The organism is Sneathiella litorea (assembly GCF_009882915.1).
Taxonomy (GTDB): domain Bacteria; phylum Pseudomonadota; class Alphaproteobacteria; order Sneathiellales; family Sneathiellaceae; genus Sneathiella; species Sneathiella litorea.
This window is the reverse complement of sequence record NZ_WTUW01000009.1, coordinates 605,354-625,959: the sequence shown is the minus strand read 5'-3', so window position 1 is coordinate 625,959 and position 20,606 is coordinate 605,354. Positions and strand designations below refer to the sequence as shown.

General features: G+C 49.9%; 20 protein-coding genes. 14 read left to right on the top strand and 6 right to left on the bottom strand.

Going from position 1 to position 20,606, the window contains the following annotated elements; genetic code table 11:
* Positions 1–5 precede the first annotated feature (5 nt).
* From GQE98_RS16960 to GQE98_RS16935, 6 genes are all read left to right on the top strand, one after another.
* Positions 6–1,058: a substrate-binding domain-containing protein gene (locus GQE98_RS16960; RefSeq protein WP_161316965.1), complete on the top strand. Its 1,053-nt coding sequence runs from the start codon at positions 6–8 to the stop codon at positions 1,056–1,058.
* 30 nt (positions 1,059–1,088) lie between these two features.
* Positions 1,089–2,558, top strand: coding sequence for a sugar ABC transporter ATP-binding protein (locus GQE98_RS16955; protein WP_161316963.1), 1,470 nt, complete (start codon positions 1,089–1,091; stop codon positions 2,556–2,558).
* Positions 2,559–2,590: 32 nt separating this feature from the next.
* Entirely contained in the window at positions 2,591–3,415 is an 825-nt protein-coding gene (locus GQE98_RS16950; RefSeq protein WP_161316961.1) for a carbon-nitrogen hydrolase family protein, read from the top strand.
* Positions 3,416–3,701: 286 nt separating this feature from the next.
* The gene (locus GQE98_RS16945; RefSeq protein WP_202526362.1) at positions 3,702–4,391 is read left to right on the top strand and encodes an RNA polymerase sigma factor; all 690 of its coding nucleotides are present in this window, start codon (positions 3,702–3,704) and stop codon (positions 4,389–4,391) included.
* Between the two features lie 28 nt (positions 4,392–4,419).
* Positions 4,420–4,992, top strand: a complete 573-nt coding sequence (locus GQE98_RS16940; RefSeq protein ID WP_202526361.1) for a ferritin-like domain-containing protein — start codon at positions 4,420–4,422, stop codon at positions 4,990–4,992.
* 35 nt (positions 4,993–5,027) lie between these two features.
* Positions 5,028–5,504 carry a c-type cytochrome gene (locus GQE98_RS16935; RefSeq protein WP_161316959.1) on the top strand — a complete coding sequence of 159 codons (477 nt, stop codon included), beginning with the start codon at positions 5,028–5,030 and terminating at the stop codon, positions 5,502–5,504.
* Between the two features lie 22 nt (positions 5,505–5,526).
* On the opposite strand, the gene GQE98_RS16930 is transcribed toward GQE98_RS16935, so the two are convergent.
* The 6 genes from GQE98_RS16930 to GQE98_RS16905 all read right to left on the bottom strand — a co-directional run bounded on the left by GQE98_RS16930 (position 5,527) and on the right by GQE98_RS16905 (position 11,550).
* Positions 5,527–6,417, bottom strand: coding sequence for an EamA family transporter (locus tag GQE98_RS16930; RefSeq protein WP_161316957.1), 891 nt, complete (start codon positions 6,415–6,417; stop codon positions 5,527–5,529).
* Between the two features lie 253 nt (positions 6,418–6,670).
* Positions 6,671–7,477: a LysR family transcriptional regulator gene (locus GQE98_RS16925; protein WP_161317403.1), complete on the bottom strand. Its 807-nt coding sequence runs from the start codon at positions 7,475–7,477 to the stop codon at positions 6,671–6,673.
* 194 nt (positions 7,478–7,671) lie between these two features.
* Complete coding sequence (gene otnC / locus GQE98_RS16920) at positions 7,672–8,325, bottom strand: 3-oxo-tetronate 4-phosphate decarboxylase (RefSeq protein ID WP_161316954.1); 654 nt, start codon at positions 8,323–8,325, stop codon at positions 7,672–7,674.
* Positions 8,325–9,590, bottom strand: a complete 1,266-nt coding sequence (otnK, locus tag GQE98_RS16915) for a 3-oxo-tetronate kinase (protein ID WP_161316952.1) — start codon at positions 9,588–9,590, stop codon at positions 8,325–8,327. Before otnK ends, otnC begins: the two co-directional genes overlap by 1 nt.
* Positions 9,591–9,922: 332 nt before the next feature.
* A complete protein-coding gene (locus GQE98_RS16910) occupies positions 9,923–10,369 on the bottom strand; it encodes a PAS domain-containing protein (RefSeq protein ID WP_161316950.1) in 447 nt (148 codons plus the stop codon).
* Between the two features lie 185 nt (positions 10,370–10,554).
* Complete coding sequence (locus GQE98_RS16905) at positions 10,555–11,550, bottom strand: ABC transporter substrate-binding protein (RefSeq protein ID WP_161316948.1); 996 nt, start codon at positions 11,548–11,550, stop codon at positions 10,555–10,557.
* Positions 11,551–11,726: 176 nt separating this feature from the next.
* Here GQE98_RS16905 and GQE98_RS16900 point away from each other — a divergent pair, with 176 nt between their 5' ends.
* From GQE98_RS16900 to GQE98_RS16865, 8 genes are all read left to right on the top strand, one after another.
* Complete coding sequence (locus GQE98_RS16900) at positions 11,727–12,398, top strand: TetR/AcrR family transcriptional regulator (protein WP_161316946.1); 672 nt, start codon at positions 11,727–11,729, stop codon at positions 12,396–12,398.
* A gap of 278 nt (positions 12,399–12,676) precedes the next feature.
* Positions 12,677–13,396, top strand: a complete 720-nt coding sequence (locus tag GQE98_RS16895) for an ABC transporter permease (protein WP_343044246.1) — start codon at positions 12,677–12,679, stop codon at positions 13,394–13,396.
* 95 nt (positions 13,397–13,491) lie between these two features.
* Entirely contained in the window at positions 13,492–14,892 is a 1,401-nt protein-coding gene (locus GQE98_RS16890; protein WP_161316944.1) for an amidase, read from the top strand.
* Positions 14,893–14,928: 36 nt separating this feature from the next.
* A complete protein-coding gene (locus tag GQE98_RS16885; RefSeq protein ID WP_161316942.1) occupies positions 14,929–15,765 on the top strand; it encodes a GNAT family N-acetyltransferase in 837 nt (278 codons plus the stop codon).
* 61 nt (positions 15,766–15,826) lie between these two features.
* Positions 15,827–16,594, top strand: coding sequence for an ABC transporter ATP-binding protein (locus GQE98_RS16880; protein WP_161316940.1), 768 nt, complete (start codon positions 15,827–15,829; stop codon positions 16,592–16,594).
* A gap of 460 nt (positions 16,595–17,054) precedes the next feature.
* Positions 17,055–17,753 (top strand): GntR family transcriptional regulator, encoded by a 699-nt coding sequence (locus GQE98_RS16875; RefSeq protein ID WP_161316938.1) that lies wholly within the window; start codon positions 17,055–17,057, stop codon positions 17,751–17,753.
* Between the two features lie 13 nt (positions 17,754–17,766).
* A complete protein-coding gene (locus GQE98_RS16870; protein ID WP_161316936.1) occupies positions 17,767–19,044 on the top strand; it encodes a CaiB/BaiF CoA transferase family protein in 1,278 nt (425 codons plus the stop codon).
* Positions 19,041–20,600, top strand: a complete 1,560-nt coding sequence (locus tag GQE98_RS16865; RefSeq protein ID WP_161316934.1) for an acyl-CoA carboxylase subunit beta — start codon at positions 19,041–19,043, stop codon at positions 20,598–20,600. Before GQE98_RS16870 ends, GQE98_RS16865 begins: the two co-directional genes overlap by 4 nt.
* The last annotated feature ends 6 nt before the right edge of the window (positions 20,601–20,606 follow it).

Below are 20,606 nucleotides of genomic sequence, written 5' to 3'. Positions count from 1 at the left end.
AGGCAATGAGAAAACTTATCGAATTTGTCGGAAGCACCGTAGTCGCGATCGGACTATTGACCGGTCTGGCATCGGCTGCTGATGAAGCTCGGGTTATGCAGGAAAAACAGGCGGCGGAAATTGTCGATACATCTGCCTATAAAAAAGAGGGGCCTTATAAAATCGGCGTTGCCGCGGGTTATATGGGAAACTCATGGGTGGTATTCACGCTTCAGCACATCAAGTATGAAGCCTCTCTTCATGATGATATTACCGAAGTGCTTGTCACCGATGCCGCCTTCAATCCAACCAAGCAGGTTGCAGATATTGAAGACCTGATCAGCAAAGGTGTGGACTTAATTCTATACTGGCCCGTTGACGACAAGGCGATTGAAGGCGCGTTGAAAAAAGCCACGGATAAAGGAATTCCGACCATTAACACCGGCGGAGGTTTCGTAAACAGCCCGTCCGTTACGGCCAGCGTTTTTATCGATCAGTGGAACCTCGGTGAGATGGTCGCACGCAGGTTATTCCAGGATATGGGCGGCAAAGGAAAGATTTTCGCCATGCTTCCGATCGCCGGTACAACAGCCGCTGTTGATCAGCTTGCAGCCCTTAAGGCTGTCATGGAGGAATATCCGGATATCGAATTGCTGAGCGCGGAATACGGTGACTGGAACCGCGCAAAAGCAAAGCAGATTACAGAAAACCTATTGCAGAAATATCCAGAAATTGATGGTGTATTCTCACCCGCAGGACAAATGTCAATTGGCGTTGCAGAAGCGTTTGACGAAGCCGGTCGGCTGAGTGAGGTTATTATGTCGCCGGGTGATGAATATAACGGTTGGCTGAAATGGGTGCGCACGAACAATCAGGGCGGTGCCGTCACCTTCCCGACACGGGTTGGACAGGAAGCACTCCGTCTTGGTATGCGCATCTTGCGCGGAGAAAATGTGCGTCGTGGCCAGAAAGTGCCATCAGAGTATATTTCTCCAGGGGCCGCAGGTGTCTATGCGGAAACGGATCGTCCGGACGACTGGTGGGCAAGTGAGCTGCCTGAAGCCTGGAAGCCTCAATAATTTTACCAAAAACCACACGAAGGGATAGAAATGCTGCTTGAAATCAAAGGATTGACGAAGCGATTTCCTGGAGTGTTGGCACTGGAGGGCGTGGATTTTACTGCGGAGGCAGGGGAAGTCCACGCTCTTGTCGGTGCGAATGGTGCTGGAAAAAGCACCCTGATGAACCTTTTGTCGGGTGTCTTTCGCCCGACCGAAGGTGAGATTCTAATCGATAATAGACCTGTACAGCTATCCTCGCCGGGTGTTGCCGTTAGTTGTGGTGTTAGTACGGTCTATCAGGAATTCAGCTCTATCCCACAGCTGACAGTCGCACAGAATATCTTTCTGGGGCGGGAACCGTGTGGGAAATCCGGCATACTCAGTCACAAGAAAATGCGTAGCGATGCCCGTGCAATTCTGGATAAGTATAATCTTGACCTGGATGAGACGAGTTTGGTCGAGACTTTATCCGTTGCCAATTTGCAATTAGTGGAGATTGCGCGCGCGCTCTCAGTTGACTCCCGCATTCTTATTCTTGATGAGCCAACGGCTGTTTTATCCTTGCCGGAGCAGGAGAACCTCTTCAGGATTATTGAGAGTTTGAAGCAGCAGGGAATGCTGATCCTGTATGTATCGCATCGCATGGAGGAAATTTTTTCGATTTCCGACCGGGTGACTGTGCTGCGTGATGGTAGGAAAATCGATACGGTTCAAACAGCGGATATTTCACCGCAAGATATAATTCGCATGATGATCGGTCACGATATAGACCAATCCAAAGGGCTGAAAGCCAACAGTGCGGGCGATACAATCCTGGAAGTTAGTTTCAAGGATCGCCGACGGGGTTTCAAGGTTTTAGAAGGTGAAATTCTGGGCGTCGCCGGCCTTGTCGGGGCGGGGCGGACCCGCCTGGCCCGCAAGCTTATCGGACTAGAAGCCGATGAGGATATGGACGTCATATTGCATGGGGATAAAATTGATCCCAAATCTCCAGGGCATGCCATTCAGCACGGTATTGTTTATCTGACCGAGAACAGAAAATATGATGGTCTTTTCGCTAATTTATCGGTTCTAAAGAATACGACGGCATCCGCGCTGGAGAGGTTTTCTTCATATGGGTTCCTGCAGCAAAAGAATGAAAGACAGGCCGGCACCGAGATACTTGATCGACTGCATCTTGTCGCAAGCTCTGTGGATGCCCCTATAAGCGACCTTAGCGGCGGAAACCAGCAAAAGGCTATCTTTGGACGGGCACTTTTGTGCAATCCAAGAGTTCTGATTTGTGATGAACCCACCCGAGGGGTTGATGTTGGCGCGAAGGAAGAAATCTATCAACTGCTCCTTGGTCTAGCTGAGCAGGGGGTAGCCATAATTTTCATATCGTCTGAAATGAAAGAGCTGTTCGCAGCCGCGCATCGTTTGCTGGTTTTACATGAAGGCGAGATCGTTGAAGATTTGCCAACCGATCAGCTTACTGAAGAAAAGGTGCTGCAGGCCGCGACCGGGACAGCCGCGTAACGGCGCATTATATATTTTCTAGAGGTACCGAAATGACCGAGGATATCAAACTGAAATTAGCCGTCGTGCAGATGGACTGCGCCGTTGGGAACGTAACGGCAAACTTGCAGAAAATAGATCATTTTGCGCAGACAGCGAGCGAGCAGAACGTCAATTTGGTCATATTTCCCGAATGCGCGACAACCGGGTATTTCATCTCTGACAATCTAGCGGATCTTGCGGAGCCTGTTGATGGACCCACAGATCAGAAACTGGCTGAAATTGCGGCAGGGGCCGGTATTCATCTTGCGGTGGGGACAGTCGTTGCGGACAAGGGCAAATATTACAATGCCCAAGTTATTTTTTCGCCAACCGGGAAGCGGCTGGCGACATATTATAAGGCGCATTTATTCTCCACCGAACGGCTCTCTTATGAGCTTGGAAATATGCCAACAATCGTCGATACAGACCTCGGGCGTATCGGTATGACGATATGCTATGACATGATTTTCCCGGACTATTTTCGAACTCTCGTTAATCGCGGCGCTGAAATTATTATCAATAGTACAAATTGGATTTCAGATGCCTATCAACGCGAAACCTGGGGCTGGAGCGGGGTAACGACACAAGGCATGGCTGCGACAAGAGCGCTGGAGAACGGCGTGATCGTCGCCATGGCTAACCGTACGGGAACAGAGATGGGCTTCGAGAGCCTTGGTCATTCCTGTATTATTGCGCCTTCTGGCCAGATTCTGGCATCAATACCAAATGGCGAGGATATTGCGATCGCGGATATCCATTTTAAGGGAGAGGACCTGGAGAAATGGCGTTCCGTTGCAACCTATCGTCAAGATCGGCGACCGGAGCTGTATGACTAAGGGGTATCGGTAAAGCCTTTGTTCTAAAAATGCCGACTATAATAAATATGTATTTAGCAAAATCACTATCTGATTACGGCTGACCTTTTACGTTATAGTCCTAAAAGGAAGTATCGATGCAGCCCGCATCGCGAGAACCGTCGTAAATACAGCAAACGCCTACCGTTTTCGACCAATGTCCCTTCCTGTCTCAATTTATAATTCAGCCCAAAAGGAAGAGAAAACGAAATAATATTTAAGACCGGGAACCTTTCTGTCGATCTGGCGTCTAATAGGGCAAAAAGGAATGACGAATATGCCCCAGAACCTTGCTGCTGTTGAAAAGATGGATGATGTCGAACTTGCCCGGCGTGCGGCTAATCGTGATCCGCTCGCGGTCAGAACGATAACCACCCGCAATAACCAGCGTTTGTTTCGGACGGCATGGAGCGTGTTGCGCAATCACGCGGACGCCGAAGAGGTTGTACAGGAGGCTTATTTGAAAGCGTTCAATTCTCTTGAAACATTCGATGGAAATTCCAGCTTGTCGACCTGGCTTACGCGTATTGTCTACAATGCGGCGATCGACCGGCGTCGCGCTATACAGCGTCGTCATACTGATTACCTCAAGCAGGACATCGCCATATTTGAGGAATACCAATCCCGGTATGAGACGCAATCAGATCTGCGATCTCCGGAATCGGAACTATTGCGCAAGCAATTCTCTGAACTGCTGAAAACGGCAATTGCGCGCCTACCCAATGAATATCGCTCCGTGTTTGTCCTGCGCGATATAGAGGGTATGTCTGTTTCCGAAACTGCTGAAGCGTTACAAATCAAGGAAGCGACAGTTAAATCGCGACTTTTCCGGGCCCGCCGCGAGTTGCGTAAACATCTGGAGCTAAATTTTGAAACAATCTTTGCCGATGCGATAGCCTTCGCCGGTGCGGACTGCGACGCCATGACCAACCGTGTTTTGTGCGCCCTTAATATTTAAGTTCAACCCCCTACCAAGGAGTACTTCGATGTCAAATAACAGCATGATTCTGTCTTCACGCCGCGCATTTCTCGGCGCAACCGGCAAAACATTGTCGGCGACGGCCCTCGCCATGGTTGTTGGAAGTAATATAAAAACGGCCGATGCCGCGGATGCATCACAGGATATTCAAATCCTGAATGCCGCCATAGCGCTTGAACATGAAGGCATTGCGGCGTATCAGATCGCGGCCACCAGCGGCTTACTGGATCCAGCTGTTGTCGATATCGGCGTGACGTTCCAGGGGCATCACAAAGGGCATCGGGATATCCTTGTGAAAGCCGTGGAAACGCTTGGCGGAAAGCCGGCTGAAGAAAAATCCCTAGGGGCATATGCCAAGGATCTGAAGGCCTCTACCCTTAAAAATCAGGCGGATGTGCTGCGTCTTGCTTTGGACTTGGAACGTGGCGCGGCAAATGCGTACCTTGGGCTTATTCCTTCTCTAGGTCCGGACTACCATCAGGTGGCCGCTCAAATGGCCGGAGATGAGGCTTTTCATGCGGCTATATTGGCGAATGCACTCGGCCAGCCGATCCCCAAAGCTGCGTTAATGTTCGGCTAAGTCAGCATTTCATTTCTTTTCGGTAAGACGTTTAAATGAAAAAACTATCATATGTCATCCTGTGTTTCTCAGCGGTCCTGTTATCCAGTAGCGTGTTTGCGAAAGATGCAGTCAACGCCTCCGACCCAGAGATAACCCAGGTGACATCACAAGGAGACAGCGTTCCCCCTTACGCTGTCTCCGAACAACTCGTTGTCGAAGGGGAAAAGCTTTACAAGCGTCGTTGTGGAGGGTGCCACTCCCTCGATAATAACCGGATCGGCCCTCGGCACCGCGGCGTATATGGGCGCAAGGCCGGCGCGGTTGTGGATTTTAGGTACAGTAAGGCCCTTAGAAATCTTGATGTAATCTGGACGGATCAAACACTGAATGAGTGGCTGGTAAATCCAACGGCCTTCGCAAGGGGCACTTCCATGGGATTCCGCCTGAAAAAGGCCGAGGAAAGAAACGCTATTATTGAATATCTGAAATCCCTGTCATCTGCGCCGGATTCTTCCGCTAACGCACAGTAGGCGAGAGTGTCTACAAGGGGTATCAGCTCCTTTTGGCCCGACCTTCCCGGATGGTTATATAGGTCGTCGCCGCGATAATCATGCCCCCGCCAATCCACAGGAAAACCCCCGGAACTTCACCGAAGGCAAAAAAGGCAATCAAGGAGATCCAGATCAATCGGGAAAACTCGACAGGAAGGACAACTTGCGCCTCTCCGTATTTGAGTGCGTTTGCCATTGCGAGCTGCCCGGCACCGCCCATGAGGCCAATCGCCAACAACCATGCGAAATCATAAAGAGAAGGCGTGGTCCAGAAAAATAGGGCCGGTATCAAGACTATCGGCGCCATCACCAGGGACATATAGGCCGTGATTGTTTCCGCGGATTCTGTGCGTCCCAAGTCCTTGATAATCATCATGCAGACGGCCCAGCCGAACGCGGCGCCAAGGGTTACGATACTCTCGATTCCGATTTCGGCGAATCCGGGACGGAGGATTACTATCGTCCCTAAAAAGCCAATAAAAATGGCTGTCCAGCGGTTCAGGCCTACCTTTTCCTTAAAAATAAAGACAGCCAAAATAATTCCAAAGAGGGTCGCCGAAAACCCGAGCGCTGTAACCTGTGCCAAGGGGCCAATCGAGAGAGCGTAAAAGAAGCCCAGCATACAGCCCGCATTGACCACACCGCGGAGGCATAGCATCGGTAATCGCTTTGTTTTCAGGACAGTAAAGCCGTGACGATAGAAAAAAGGAGTCAGCGCAATAAGACCAAAGACCAGGCGAAAAAAAGCGGTCTCGAATGGATGGACATTCTCCGAAACATGGCGGACACCGGCATGCATTCCTGACATCGCGATAGTGTAGATAAGCATCCACATTATACCGGTCAGGTTATTTTTATGTTTCTCTGCGGCGCTGAGGTTGGATGCTGTCACTGGACTCCCCGTTTACGGGTTAGAGTTCTTGCTTTTATTCTCGCCTTCCGAATGAAAGCGATCTTAAATGATGAATGAGAAAGTTATTAGTGTGGTTCGCTGTTTGGAAGACGAAGGTCTGAATACGGAACTGATAGTGTAGTTATCTTGTGCTAATTGCAATCCTGCATTTCAACCAGACAAGTAAAATACTCTTATTTGCTGAGAAGTATCGCACTGAAAATTGGTTAAACTCATGGATCGGGTTTGCTTCTCACCATACTTCCTGTGTTGAATATATGTTTTTTAGATGCTCAATAAATTTCCGAACTTTTGCAGGTATGAATCGACTTTGTGGGTAAACTGCCATGATATCGTAGTCTGGAAGTTCGTATTGTTCGAGGACAGCAACGAGTTCGCCACTTAATATATATTTCTCCACCTCCCAATAGGATCGCCATTGTAGCCCCATATGCTTCAAGGTCCATTGGTGCAATACATCTCCGTCATTACAGGATAGGTGGCCTTTTACTTTTACATTGACAGCTTTCCCTTTTTCCATGAATTGCCAGTGCCGTTGCTGAGAGCCGCGCAGATTAAAGGTAAGACAATTATGATCCACAAGGTCGTTTATCGATGTAGGTATTCCGTATTTTTCCAAGTACGGTTTCGTGCCACAAACTACCCGACGGTTTCGGGCTAATTTTACAGCCACGTAACTTGGGTCCACAACGTCGCCAAATCGAATTGCTAGATCGTATCCTTCCTTTGCAAAATCAATCATTTCGTCAGACAGATTGAATGACATTTCGACGTTCGGATGTTTCTGCATGAAAGACATCGCATGGGCTGCAACATGCAGGCGACCAAAAGAGGCCGGCGCTGAAACCAGTAAATGTCCGGACACGTTATACTTGCGTTCCGATATGGAGCTTTCCAAATGATCAAGGTCATCAATCAGGAAGCGACAGATCTTTGCGTAAGCGGAGCCTTCTTCTGTAACTGCCAATCGACGGGTGGACCGATGCAGCAATTTTATTCCCAGTCGCTGTTCCAATGCCTCAACGCGGCGTCCAATCATGGCCGGTGCAACTGTGCGTGCGGATCTCGCGGGTAAGGGTCTGCTTGTTGAAATCGCAGGGATTGCAGCTCGCGACTAAAAACCAGATTTACTAAATTTGTGGAAGAGCGTTCGATTGAAGTAGTGATACTTCCTTTCGAACGTTCTCTTTCTTTTTAATGAGAATGGCGGGAAATCGGGTTAAAACGAGTATCCTAATCGTCCCATTCAACATTAAACTTGGTCACCAGTTCCTGGATTTGCGCCGGGGCAAGTAAGGTCGGGTTTAAGCCGCGTGTGAGCAGGGTTAGCTTGGCTGTTTCCTCAAGCTCTTCCATCGCATAAACAGCCGCCTCCAAGTCTTTTCCTGCAACGACAGGGCCATGGTGAGCTAACAATACAGCACTGCGTTTTCCGGCCAATCCACGCACAGCATCTCCCATCGCAGGGTCTCCGGGCATGAAATAGGGGAGTAATTTCACCTTACCCAGTTTCATGATCCCATAGGCGGTAATGGGTGGCAGGACATTATCCGGATCCGTATCCGGTAAGACTGAAAGTGCAACAGAATGACTGGAGTGCAAATGCACGACTGCTCCCGTTGATGCGCTACGTGTTTCGTAGAACGCAGAATGTAAAGCCTCTTCCTTCGTTGGCGGATCGCCTGAAATAAAATTGAAGTTGGTATCCAGTAAGGTTAGCCGCGCAGGATCCAATCGACCGAAACTACTGCCCGTAGGGGTTACCAATATTCTTCCATCAGATAGCCGTGCTGAAATATTTCCTGATGCGCTTCCTGTTAGCCCCCGGTCATATATGGATTTTGCGAATAGGCAAATCTGTTCTCGTAGTTGAGTAATTTCCGACATCAGATTTCCAATTTAGTGAGGGCGTCCGAAAAAAAGCTTTCCGCACCAAAATTACCTGATTTTAAGGTGAGGGCGATATCTTCACCGCTCGACCGGGTAAATGTCCAAGGCACACCCGGAGCAATTTCATCGCCAATTGTAAGTTCAGTTACATTAAGCGCCTTCACAACCGCGCCCGATGTTTCACCCCCGGCAACAACAAACCGGCGCCGTCCATGATTTCGTGCGTCAATGGCTAATTGTGCCAGTGCGCTTTCGACAATTTCGCCGGCCTTTTCAACACCAAGCTTTTCCTGTGCCTGTCGTACGGCATCCGGTTCCGCGGTCGCATAAATCATTGGAATAGCGTCAGGCGATCGGGAAGCCAACCAGTTACGAGCCTGTTGCAGGCCATCGGCAGCAAGTGCCAACGGTGAGAGTTGGTAGCAATCCGCCGTTTCAGAAAAGGCAGCGACCTGTTTCCGTGTCATAGAGGAACAACTGCCGGAAAGCACTATCGCTCCTTTTCCAAGCGTAGGAGTGGATTTCGTTTCTGTGGTTGCGGATATCAATCCATCAATCGCGTAAAGGTCTGGAAGAGGCATGGCTACCGCGCTGCCCCCTGTCATAAGGGGCATGTTCCGGCAAGCCTTGGCAATTGTATAAAGATCATCATTTGTAACCGCATCGATGACTACATGCGCGATGCCTTCGCCCTTCAAATCGTTTAATCGTGATTGCAGTGCTTCATAACCCTGTGCAACGCAATGACGGTTTGCCAATCCGACCGGCAGCTTTGTTTGCGGTGCCAAAAGCCTCATGAGATTGCTGTCCCGCATGGGAGTCAATGGATGATCCTTCATTGGGCTCTCTGCCAATGGTAATTCACCGACAAACAGATTTCCCATAAAAATGGATCGCCCATTCTCGGGAAAAGCGGGGCAGTAAATGGTTTGATCCGTATTAAGGTCGGCCATCAATGCTTCTGCAACGGGGCCAATATTCCCATGTTCAGTGCTGTCAAATGTTGAACAGTATTTCCAGAAAAAACGAGATGCACCAGCTTCCCTTAGCCACGAAAGGGCCGCGCGGGTTTCGGCAACGGCCTGTTCAGCCGGTGCCGTTCGACATTTGAGGGCTATAACCTCGAATGCGGCAGTATCGGTTGGAGGTGAGTTGGGTGTTCCAATGCGGAGATTTACTTTGAAGCCTGATCGCCCCAGCAATCCGGCGAGATCTGAAGCGCCCGTGAAGTCATCGGCGATACACCCTAAAACAGTTGTCATTTTCCTCCCTTTCTACATATTAATTTCGCGCGTTATATTAGGGTTCGTATAACGATTTTCTATCGCTTTAGTCTCGCTCAAGGGAAATGAGGAATTATCGTCCTCGGGTCTTTGTACCAGCAAGAAATCTTTAAATACTACCTGGAAATACCGCGGTTAAGTCTTTGATCAGTATATTAGAATTTGCCGTCAAAGGGAAGGGAATGCTTGAGAAAATATAGATCTTATACAACTATGTGTGTTCATAACCAATAGGAGGCGAGCCTATAACCTGGTCATCGTCAAATATTCAAAAAATTCCGATGACATGATCGCTGGAAAGCGGATTTTGTTTATTTTTCGAGCTGCTCATTTAGGGCTTTTCTACATTCAGCGAGTGATTTTTTTAGTTCTTTTCGTTCTTCAAAATCATCAGTAACGTCTCGCATGACTGCCGCAACGCCTGTCAGTTTTCCGAAGCTATCAGATAGACCCAGAATTGAAAATTGGGTAGATATACGCTGTCCATCTTTTCGGACTGCCGGAACTGACAGAAGGTCGCCAGCCCCATATTTTGTTTTGCCGGATTTCATCGTTTCCGAATAGCCCGTCCAGTGCCTTTTGCGAAGGTTTGCCGGAATAATAATATCAAGAGATTCCCCAACAGCCTCTTCTGACGAGAAGCCAAATATCCGTTCTGCCCCTGAATTCCAGAATTGAATGATACCGCTTTCATCGGAAACGACGATTGCGTCTGAAGCTTCATTAACGAATGTTTCCGGGAACCTATTGAGATCCATTCTGTCTCCTTAGAAGTTCACTATGCTGACTTCTAAAAGGATAGATGTTCTCTGGTTGATTGAAAAGAAGCAACCTGTAATTTCAAGTTTCAATATGCTTCTCATTTTCCAATAAGCCGAAAAAATTTAAGGCCAGCCAATCATAAGGAAAGGCTGGCCTCATATCTTTTAGTATTTAGAAAAGCCTACTGAGCCGTCATTTTGATGTTCTTATCAAGATACTCATTTGTGTAGGAACTAGCTGGATCAAATGGCTTCTCAACGCCGAAATAGGTTTCAATCAGATCGTAGGTTTTCTGAATACGGTCGCCACTGAAAACGCCTAGACCCTCAGTGGTTGTTGTCTCGTCCGCCATAAGTTCTTTTACCCGCTTCCATTGATCGTCCATGGCAACTTTATCGAGGCCACTGGCCACATCCATAAGCGACTTGACGCAAGGGTCCGGATTTTCCACGCAGGCGTGAAAGGCACGTTGCGTGACGGCGACAAATTTTCCGACGATTTCGGGGTTTTCCTTCATAAAGGCCGTGTTGACGATGAAAGAGTTGCCATAGGGGTTAATGCCGAAATCGCTCCAGCGGAGAAAACCCAGATCATCCCCAAAGGCGTTTATTTTTGCATCATGACCATTGTAGAAATCACTAATAATATCAACGCGGTCTGCAGCGAGAGAAGGATTCTTTGCAGGTGGTGCCAGATTAACAAAGCTGACAGCTCCGTCTTCAAGGCCGACAGCTTTTGCAAAGGCTGGCCAAAGGACACGCGCTGCGTCACCGGGAGGGTTACCCAGCGTACGTCCTGCAAAATCCTTAGGGTCGTTAATGCCCGAAGACTTTTTCCAATAAAGAGTGAGAGGGGAGTTGGCGTATAGCACCATAATCGCCGTTAGATCAGCTCCCTTGGATTTAGCAACAAATGCTGTCCCTAATTCCGCTATCCCGAGTTCCGAGGAACCAATTCCAACTGTCTGTGCAGCGAGCCCGGAACCTTTGCCACTATTTACTTGCAGGTCGATTCCTTCGTCAGCATACCAGCCCTGATCAAGTGCATAATAAATGGGCGCATGGTCAGCGCCAGGTGTCCAGTTCAAAATAAGATTTACTTCTTCGGCAAAACTGGTTGCGGCGGAAAGGCCCAGCATCGCCACACCTGCAAGCATGGCTCCTACAAGCTTCTTCATAACACCCTCCTCTAAATAGAAATATATAACGGTTTTTACTAATAAACCTTTAGCGGCTAGTTGAGATCAATTATAATATTAGTGATCGATAACAGTTGTCAGATCGTCCAATAATGTTATCTATGATAAAATGTAAGTCAATATATATCCAACTGGTTGGTTGATTTTGAGGGAAGATGGCTAAAGTTTCGACTAAGCAAAATGAAAGACAGTTAGCAGATAAGGCGCCGCCCAAAAAACGTGTGCCGGGGGCAACTCGGAAGAAGCTGCTGGCCTCTGGTCGGAAAGAGTTTGCTAATCGCGGACTCGAAGGTGCGCGTGTTGATGAAATTGCGAAACGAGCAGGGGTAAACAAACAGCTTGTCTATCATCACTTTGGCAACAAGGACGAGCTATACCGTCATGTCCTGGAAAGTATCTATCAGGAAATCCGTGAACGCGAGCAAGCTCTGAAACTGGATACTCTCCCGCCACTGGAAGCGTTGCAGAAGCTGGTTGAATTTTCTTTTGATTATACGGCAAAGAATAGAGATTTTGCGCCCATTCTTATTGACGAAAATGTTCATAAAGGCCGGCATATGAAGGATATCCAGGATCTGGAATCCTTACATTCTCCGCTGATCTCTGCGATTGAGAAAATACTGGAGAGAGGGCGGAAGGACGGAACGTTTCGCAGTGGCCTGGAGCCGGAGCAACTTTATATCTCCATTGCCGCTCTTGGTTTTTTCTACTTCAGCAACATTTATACTCTCTCCGCTATTTTTGGGCATAAGCTTGACACTCGGGACACTATTGCAAAGAGAAAAGCGCATGTCGTTAAGTTGATAACGGATGCGGTCGTCAAGTAGGCAGTTGTGCAATAAACCTGCTGAAAATCGCGGATAACTGTAAATTTTCGATATTGACAGTGGCCATTTTTACATTCAATAATCAACCAACTGTTTGGATGATTTTATGGTTTGTATGGAACTAATTTATGAGTGGACAAATGGAGAGTGACGGCGCGAGACCAAGTCTGGAAGAGGGTGAATTTGATCGCCGCCCGCCTGTTTCCTGGGTCGGAAAACAATGGACATTATTCCTTTCAAGCCTGCCAAGGTATTCCGTTATTGCACTTGTCCATATCATGGTTGTCGTGGTTTGGTTCGCGGTTACTGCGACAGGTTTAGTCCATAAACTGATTTTGCCGTCACCGGGAGACACGCTTGCAACGCTTTCTCAGCCACAGTACCAATGGATGGAGAATACACTCGTCACAGCATGGGAAATTCTTGCCGGATACTGTCTGGCGGTAGTCGTCGGTGTCATGCTTGCCTTGATGTTTTCCTGGTTCAAGAGTTTGCAGACGACATTGTTTCCACTGTTCGTAACCTTTAGCATGATCCCGAAAATTGCTTTGGGGCCACTCCTGATCGTCTGGTTTGGCTACGGCATTGGGACGAACATATTTTTTGCATTCATCCTATCCTTTTTTCCGATCCTGATAACCTCTGGACGCGGCTTGAGAGAGGTCGAGCCTGACCTTTTGGACTTGGTCCGTGCGCTCAAGGGTACTCGTTGGCAGATCTTTCGAAAAATTCAGTTGCCTGGTGCGATGCCGTATATTTTCTCCTCCATGAAAGTTGGGGCAATTCTTGCCCTGGCAGGGGCAATCGTCGGTGAGTTTGTCGCCTCCAGTCAGGGTCTTGGTTATTTGATGATACAGGTTCAGTCCACGCTGGACACAGCCGCGATGTTCATGGCGGTCATTTTACTGAGCATATTGGGGATAGGTCTATTTGGTATGGTTTCACTGCTTGAGCATATTTTTGTACCGAATGATGCAAGGCTTGAAAGCGACTCCTGAGGGTAAGTCTGATCGTGACTTGGCCGCTGGAGAAAAGGGATGTTGGGCTAGCGCAAAATGGCGCGCAAGAAAAACGCCGGATTAAGGGTTTATAAATGACGGAAGAACTCGCCTTCAAGTCTGCACAAAGTCTCTCGAAGTCCTTTCGCTCCGGAGACCTTTCGCCAATAGACGTTGTCGAGAATCTGTTTTCCCGTATAGAGCAGCTGGAGCCCGTTCTCAACGCGTTTTGTGTTCTGGATCGGGAGGCAGCGATGGCAGCGGCCCAGGCATCTGAAAAAAGATGGCGGGCGGGCGGGCCTCTAAGCGCGCTGGATGGCGTTCCGGTTTCCATAAAGGATATTATCCTGACAAAGGGCTGGCCGACTTTGCGGGGGTCTCTGACAATTAACCGTGATCAGACCTGGGATGTTGATGGTCCCGCGGTGGCCCGTCTTCGTGAGGCGGGCGCAGTGATTTTTGGCAAAACAACAACGCCGGAGTTTGCCTCCAAGCCGGTTACGAATAGCGCCTTGACCGGCATCACCCGAAATCCCTGGAATCCGGCTCTTACACCGGGAGGGTCGAGTGGCGGCGCGGCCGCGGCTGTTGCCTCCGGCCTGGGGCCACTGGCGCTAGGCACGGATGCCGGGGGATCAATCAGGATACCGGCCAGTCTCTGCGGCGTATTCGGGCATAAACCAAGTGGAGGGCGGGTTCCCATGTATCCGCCAACGCCTTATGCAAGCCTTGCTGGATTTGGCCCCATTACCCGAAATGTTACCGATGCTGCGATGATGTTGAGCGTGATTTCCCGCCCGGATCCTCGCGATTTTAGCGCATCTCCTTATGACCCGGTTGCCTATGAAGACCTTCTTGAGAACGGCAGCCTATCGGCTTTGCGAATTGCCTATAGCCCGACTTTAGGGTACGCCGATGTTGATGCGGGAGTTGAGGGTGTCGTCAGGGCGGCTGTTGATAAACTGGTAGCGGCCGGGGCACGGATTGAGCAAGTTGACAAGGTGATGGACAGCCCCATCGATATGCTGGAGCGTCTAAAGCGTGGCTTTGCTGACTACGCGTTTCGCCATCTAAATTCAGAGGATATGGCCAAAGTTGATCCTCTGATTGCTGCCGAAATAGAGGCCGCGCGTGGCGCCAGCCTTGTCGATCATTTCGATGCGGAAATGGAGCGAGCTGAGCTACATAGGTTAATGGCCGAATTTCATGGAACCTACGATCTGTTGCTCACGCCTGTAATCTCCGCGCAAGCCTTTCCTGCAGAACAAGAGGCGCCAGAGGGGTGCGGCCGGTATGACTGGATACCATTTGCGTCGCCTTTCAACCTTACGCGCCAGCCTGCGGCCAGTATTCCATGTGGTTTTTCTTCCAGTGGAATGCCGATCGGGATGCAGGTGGTTGGTCCTCAGTTTGCAGATTTGGCCGTTTTGCGCGCGGCGCGACTAATCGAGAAAATTTTACCTTGGGAAGAATTCAGGCCGAGCTATGGAATTTAGTTTATGGGAAGGCGCAAGTTGCCATCTGGTGTTGATATGACGGATGTAGAAACATTGACGTTTGATACTCTGACATCTGATGATATTGAAGCCGTTCTCGCGCTCTCAGAAGAGGCTGGATGGACGCAAGTAGCAGATGATTGGGCCTTGATGATGACGCGCGGATATTGCATTGGTTTCCGGGATCCCTCCGGTATGCCTATCGCTTCCGGCGTTGCCTTGCCCATGGATGAGAGTATTGGCTGGGTCAGTATGGTCCTCGTCACCAAGGCTTGGCAGCGAAAGGGTTTGGCCACAAAAATTGTCGAGAAATGCTGCGGCTGGCTTGAATCTAAAGGAATTACTCCGTTACTGGATGCCACCCCCGACGGCAGGGCAGTTTATTCCCAAATGGGATTCTTTGATCAACTGGGTATTACTCGATGGCGTCGAACAGAGGGTAGCATCAATACGAACGCAAGTGCACAGCCGGCTCGCGCCGATGATCTTACTTGGATTGCGAAATATGACGCAGCGGTTTTTGGGGCGCATCGTCCGGCTATCCTCGGTAGCCTGATGGCGCGTGGGCCAGCATTCGTCGCGGAAAATCAGGCTGGAACGCTCCTCGGGCGTGAAGGACGAGGGGTGACACAGATTGGCCCGGTTTCTGCGGAAAATGTCGGGGTTGCGCTTGACCTTCTGGATGCGGGGCTTGCGACCCTGTCCGGTACAGTCACCATCGATGCATATGATGCTCAGGAAGAGTTTGCGCGGGAAATTTCTGTCCGTGGATTTGAGGCTCAGCGCGGTTTTACCAGAATGATACGTGGGCCTGCCAGGGTTATTGGGGATACGTCCCGTGCATTCGCAGCCGCCGGGCCGGAGCTAGGGTAATCAATGAATTTAAGCGTTCTTCATTTTGGGTTTATTTGTTTGTGAATTGAAGGTAGAAAATATGTCTGCGGATACGATAATAGATCTTTCCGGTATCAAGAAAATTTACCGCACCAAAGAAAAGGAAACGATTGCTGTTTCCAATGTCAGTATGCAAATCAATGCAGGTGATTTCATTTCTCTGGTAGGGCCATCCGGCTGTGGAAAATCAACGATCCTGAAGATCATTGCTGACCTGATCCCGGTCGATGGGGGATCGATAGAAATCGGCAATGCGGCGCGCCCGATAGATCGTAGTCGCGATATTGGCATGGTTTTTCAGCAGGCATTGCTTCTGAAGTGGCGGAAAATCATTGATAATGTTCTCTTGCCAGCGGAAATCCTGGGGCTACCGATGAAAGAGTCAAGAGAGCGGGCGAAGGATCTTCTTGAGATGGTCGGTTTGAGAGGGTTTGAGAATGTATTTCCCTATGAATTGTCAGGCGGCATGCAGCAGCGGGCGGCCATCGCGCGGTCCCTTGTCCATGACCCGGAAATCGTCTTGATGGATGAGCCGTTTGGCGCACTCGATGCGCTAACGCGTGAAAAAATGAATACAGAACTTCACCAAATTTGGCGAAAATCAGGGAAAACGGTGCTGTTTGTTACTCATAGTATCCAAGAGGCAGTGTTTCTGGGAACCCATTGTGCCGTTTTAACGTCCGGGCCGGCGCGGATGGCGTCCTATTTCCCGATTGAGCTTGAGGTGCCTCGCCAACTTTCGATAAAAACCGAACCGAAGTTCGGCGAATATACCCGCACAATATATGACTTGCTCGGTGTTGAATAAAGCCTTCCGGCGGCCATAAGCCACAAGATGAGGTAAAGCAAGGTCTCAAGTCGTTCGGGTGGCCATCCCATGGCCCCGACGAATGATTGGCCATGAGTGCTTGTCAGACGTAATAAGTGCCATAGTATAAACCTGTTCAAGTTAGTCAGGAGGCTATTCTGGCCTGCATTGAATACACTTTTAAGGAGTGTATGCGGTTTTCCTCACCCAATAATTCTGTGGTAGAAATTTATTGTTATTATAATAAATTATTGTTTAAAAACAATAAATAATATCAAACCTATAGCAATATTTCAAACTGTCGCCCCATTTCAATTTAACAATCTAAAGATGTAATTGTTTAGATATTTAGAAGCAAAATATCTGGCGACAAAATTGCAAAAAATATTGTTGACAATATTATCAGCAATGCATACCGTTTGATCAACAGGGAACATAATCAGCGAAAATTCAAATATTCATGACAAAAAGAAATGTCACCAAACTGACACCAGTTTCTTCTAATCCTAGGTCTTCCGGCTCCAATACGGACAAGCTGGTTGATGAGTTGCGTCGGCGTATTGTGACCAACCAAATGCCTCCCGGATCGCGCATTCGAGAAAATGAACTGGCTGAAGAATTTGGTGTGTCGCGATCCCGGGTTCGGGATGCCTTCGGGATATTGGAAGAGCGGGGGCTAATTGAACGTATTCCGAACAAGGGCGCGGTGGTCATGCGTCTTGAGGCGGACAGCTTCCTTGAATTATTTGACGTTCGTGAGGTGCTTGAAGGGCTGATGGTTCGGCTGGCAACTCAGAATACCGAGCCGGAATATTGGGACGACCTAATTGAACTGTTCGGGGATGATCTGGAAAAAGCCGTCGCAGAAAATGATTTCAACGCCTATATGGCGGCGATCGCAGTATTCCGCCAAACCTGCATAGAGGCGGCAGGCAGCGACACCTTGCGCGGGCTTCTGGATGATATTTACGACCGGGTTTTGAGCATGACGCGTCGTTTGATGCTTGTGCCTGGACGTGCCAGTGAAGGGTTCCGGCAACATCAGGGAATCCTGCAGGCCATGAAGGCGGGAGATGCGGAGCAGGCGGAGGTTCTGAAGCGCGATAATATTCGCAGCGCCCGCCAGTGGTTTCTTAAATACAATGATTTTCTCCTCTGATTATGGGCCGAAAATGACAACTAAGAACAAAAGTAGAGGTGATAGGGCCGGGCCTTTAACAGGGTTGCGTGTCATTGAACTCGGATCGACGGTTGCGGGGCCATTTTGCGCCCGTCTGATGGCGGATTTCGGGGCGGATGTCATTAAAGTCGAGCAGCCGGAAGGTGATGCAGTCCGGTCCATGGGAACGCGGCGCAATGGTCATTCACTTTATGGCGCGTCGATATTTCGGAACAAGCGGCTTGTCTCTATTAATATGCGTGAAGAAGAGGGGCGCCAACTTGTGCATCAGCTCTGTCTCGGCGCGGATATTGTTATTGAGAATTTCAGGCCCGGCACGCTGGAGCGTTGGGGCTTGGGATATGAAGAATTATCAAGGGAGAATCCAGGCCTGATCCTCGTTCGCATCAGTGGTTTTGGGCAAAGCGGCCCCTATAGCAGTCGGAGTGGATACGGGGTTGTCGGGGAGGCGGTGAGTGGCCTGCGGGAAATAACTGGTGATCCGGATCGGCCGCCACCCAGAGTTGCCACTTCTCTAACGGATTATATTACCGGTCTTTATGGCGCGTTCGGTGCGATGATGGCCGTCGTGGAGCGCAGCCGAACTGGCGTTGGGCAGGTTATTGATTCCGCACTTTATGAATCCGCTTTTAGTTTTATGGAGCCTCATGTTCCGGCCTTTCAACAGCTCGGCCTTGTCGCACAGCGCGCGGGTTCTCGCTTGCCCGGAAATACACCAAATTCGATTTATCCAACGGCTGACAAACGCTTCGTAGTTATTGCCGCGGCATCGGACCCGGTTTTTAGGCGGCTGGCTGGCGTTATCGGAAAGCCGGAATTGGGAGAGAATCCGCGTTTTGCGACGGCGGTGGCCCGCGCAGAAAATGAGGATGACTGCGATGCCCTCATCACCGATTGGACGCGATCGAGATCGGTAGAGGAAATCGAACGTGACTTGCTTTCGGCCAATGTTCCCGCCGCGCGGATCTACACAATGGAAGACATCTTTAATGATCCACATTTTGAGGATCGCGACATGCTGGTGAAGGTTGAGGATCCAGCCCTTGGAGATGTCACGCTGGCCGGTATTGTACCAAAGCTTTCCGGATCACCGGGCGAGATATGGCGGACCGGTGCGCAGTGCGGGGAGGATACCTTCGAGGTGCTTAGTGAGGACCTCGGCCTTAGCGGAGATGAAATCAGCCGGCTTGCAGGCAATTCAATTATCAAGGGACCGGAACAGGCCCCGACCGAAACTAAAAACAAAAAACCTGTCGGAGCAGCAAAATGAGTGACGTAAAAGTACCTGAAACCCTTGATGAACGGCTGGTTCAACTTCGTGAACTTGAAGAGAATGCCCGGCAAATGGGGGGTAAGGACAAGATCGCCCGCCGAACAGCCGCAGGTATTATGAATGCGCGCAGCCGTATCGATGGGTTGCTTGATCCAGGCACCTTTTCGGAAAATGGGTTGCTTGGTGTATCCACTGTCTTTGACGAAGACCGGGAAAGAACACCGGCGGATGGGAAGGTGACGGGTTTCGGTCTTGTGAATGACCGAATGGTTGGCGTGGTGTCAAACGACTTCACCGTTAAAGGCGCGTCGTCCAGTACGACCAATATGAAGAAGATTGGTCATGTGAAGCGGACGGCCACGGATCGCGGATTTCCACTGATATTCCTCGGCGAGTCATCAGGTGCGCGGATGCCGGACAATATGGGATCGGAAGGCATGGGCACCATGCTTGGCAATGATCCGCATCAATATGTGCGCGGACGGGAAACGCCATGGGTTTCCGCGGTTCTGGGGCAGTGTTTTGGCTCTTCCGCGTGGTATTCCTGCCTGGCTGATTTCACGGTGATGCGCAAAGGCGCTGTTCTGGCAGTGGCGAGCCCGGCGCTGGCCTCTCTTGCGATTGGTCAGAAAGTTGAACCGGAGAATCTTGGGGGCTGGAAGCTGCATAGTGAAGAAACAGGTCTGGTTGATCGCGTGGTCGACACAGATGAGGAGGCGCTTGCCGAAATACGCAAGTTCCTTTCCTATATGCCGTCCCATAATGGCGAAACGCCACCGGTTGCCGAGGTGCCTGCTGGCAGCGATGACGCCGCTGCGAATATTCCGCAAATCATGCCGGACAGCCGCAAGCGTGGCTATGACGTCCGTAAAATCATCAATTGCATTGTCGATCAGGAGAGCTTTTTTGAGTTCAAGCCACGGTTCGGCCGAACAGCCGTAACAGGGCTTGCCCGGCTTGATGGTGGCGTTGTGGGCGTGATTGCGAATAACCCGATGGCCAAGGCCGGTGCGCTGGATGTTGCCGGATGTGAGAAGGTGACCCGTTTCCTCGTGATGTGCGACAGTTTCAATATCCCGATTGTCATGCTGGTCGATACACCTGGCTTTGTCATTGGCATTGAAGGAGAAAAGAAGAAAGCGCCCGGTAAGATCATGAACTTCATGACGGCATTGCAGATGTGCACAGTGCCGAAACTTTCCGTCATCATGCGCAAAAGTTATGGTCAGGCGTACCTGAATATGGGGGGAGGCCGGAACTCGGATTCCGTTGCTGTCTGGCCGACCGCGGAAGTCAGCTTTATGGACCCACAATACGCAACGGATGTCGTTACTTGGGGGAAGGGCGCCAGCGATACGGAAAAGCAGGCTATCCGCGAGGATATGGAACGCAACAGCACTTATCTGGGGCTCGCACAGATTTTTGCGGCGCAGAGTGTCATCGCACCGCAGGATACCCGCAAATATCTCATCGAGGAGCTTAAAATTCAGCATTTGCGACGCAGTGGTGGCATCAGCCAGCACAAACTGGCCAATTGGCCGACAACTTTTTAAACGCCG

Bases quoted from the DNA above. Each gene is read 5' to 3' on its own strand.
- GQE98_RS16960 (WP_161316965.1), top strand. From the start codon at position 6: ATGAGAAAACTTATCGAATTTGTCGGAAGCACCGTAGTCGCGATCGGA.
- GQE98_RS16955 (WP_161316963.1), top strand. From the start codon at position 1,089: ATGCTGCTTGAAATCAAAGGATTGACGAAGCGATTTCCTGGAGTGTTG.
- GQE98_RS16950 (WP_161316961.1), top strand. From the start codon at position 2,591: ATGACCGAGGATATCAAACTGAAATTAGCCGTCGTGCAGATGGACTGC.
- GQE98_RS16945 (WP_202526362.1), top strand. From the start codon at position 3,702: ATGACGAATATGCCCCAGAACCTTGCTGCTGTTGAAAAGATGGATGAT.
- GQE98_RS16940 (WP_202526361.1), top strand. From the start codon at position 4,420: ATGTCAAATAACAGCATGATTCTGTCTTCACGCCGCGCATTTCTCGGC.
- GQE98_RS16935 (WP_161316959.1), top strand. From the start codon at position 5,028: ATGAAAAAACTATCATATGTCATCCTGTGTTTCTCAGCGGTCCTGTTA.
- GQE98_RS16925 (WP_161317403.1), bottom strand. From the start codon at position 7,477: ATGATTGGACGCCGCGTTGAGGCATTGGAACAGCGACTGGGAATAAAA.
- otnC (WP_161316954.1), bottom strand. From the start codon at position 8,325: ATGTCGGAAATTACTCAACTACGAGAACAGATTTGCCTATTCGCAAAA.
- otnK (WP_161316952.1), bottom strand. From the start codon at position 9,590: ATGACAACTGTTTTAGGGTGTATCGCCGATGACTTCACGGGCGCTTCA.
- GQE98_RS16910 (WP_161316950.1), bottom strand. From the start codon at position 10,369: ATGGATCTCAATAGGTTCCCGGAAACATTCGTTAATGAAGCTTCAGAC.
- GQE98_RS16905 (WP_161316948.1), bottom strand. From the start codon at position 11,550: ATGAAGAAGCTTGTAGGAGCCATGCTTGCAGGTGTGGCGATGCTGGGC.
- GQE98_RS16900 (WP_161316946.1), top strand. From the start codon at position 11,727: ATGGCTAAAGTTTCGACTAAGCAAAATGAAAGACAGTTAGCAGATAAG.
- GQE98_RS16895 (WP_343044246.1), top strand. From the start codon at position 12,677: ATGGTTGTCGTGGTTTGGTTCGCGGTTACTGCGACAGGTTTAGTCCAT.
- GQE98_RS16890 (WP_161316944.1), top strand. From the start codon at position 13,492: ATGACGGAAGAACTCGCCTTCAAGTCTGCACAAAGTCTCTCGAAGTCC.
- GQE98_RS16885 (WP_161316942.1), top strand. From the start codon at position 14,929: ATGACGGATGTAGAAACATTGACGTTTGATACTCTGACATCTGATGAT.
- GQE98_RS16880 (WP_161316940.1), top strand. From the start codon at position 15,827: ATGTCTGCGGATACGATAATAGATCTTTCCGGTATCAAGAAAATTTAC.
- GQE98_RS16875 (WP_161316938.1), top strand. From the start codon at position 17,055: ATGACAAAAAGAAATGTCACCAAACTGACACCAGTTTCTTCTAATCCT.
- GQE98_RS16870 (WP_161316936.1), top strand. From the start codon at position 17,767: ATGACAACTAAGAACAAAAGTAGAGGTGATAGGGCCGGGCCTTTAACA.
- GQE98_RS16865 (WP_161316934.1), top strand. From the start codon at position 19,041: ATGAGTGACGTAAAAGTACCTGAAACCCTTGATGAACGGCTGGTTCAA.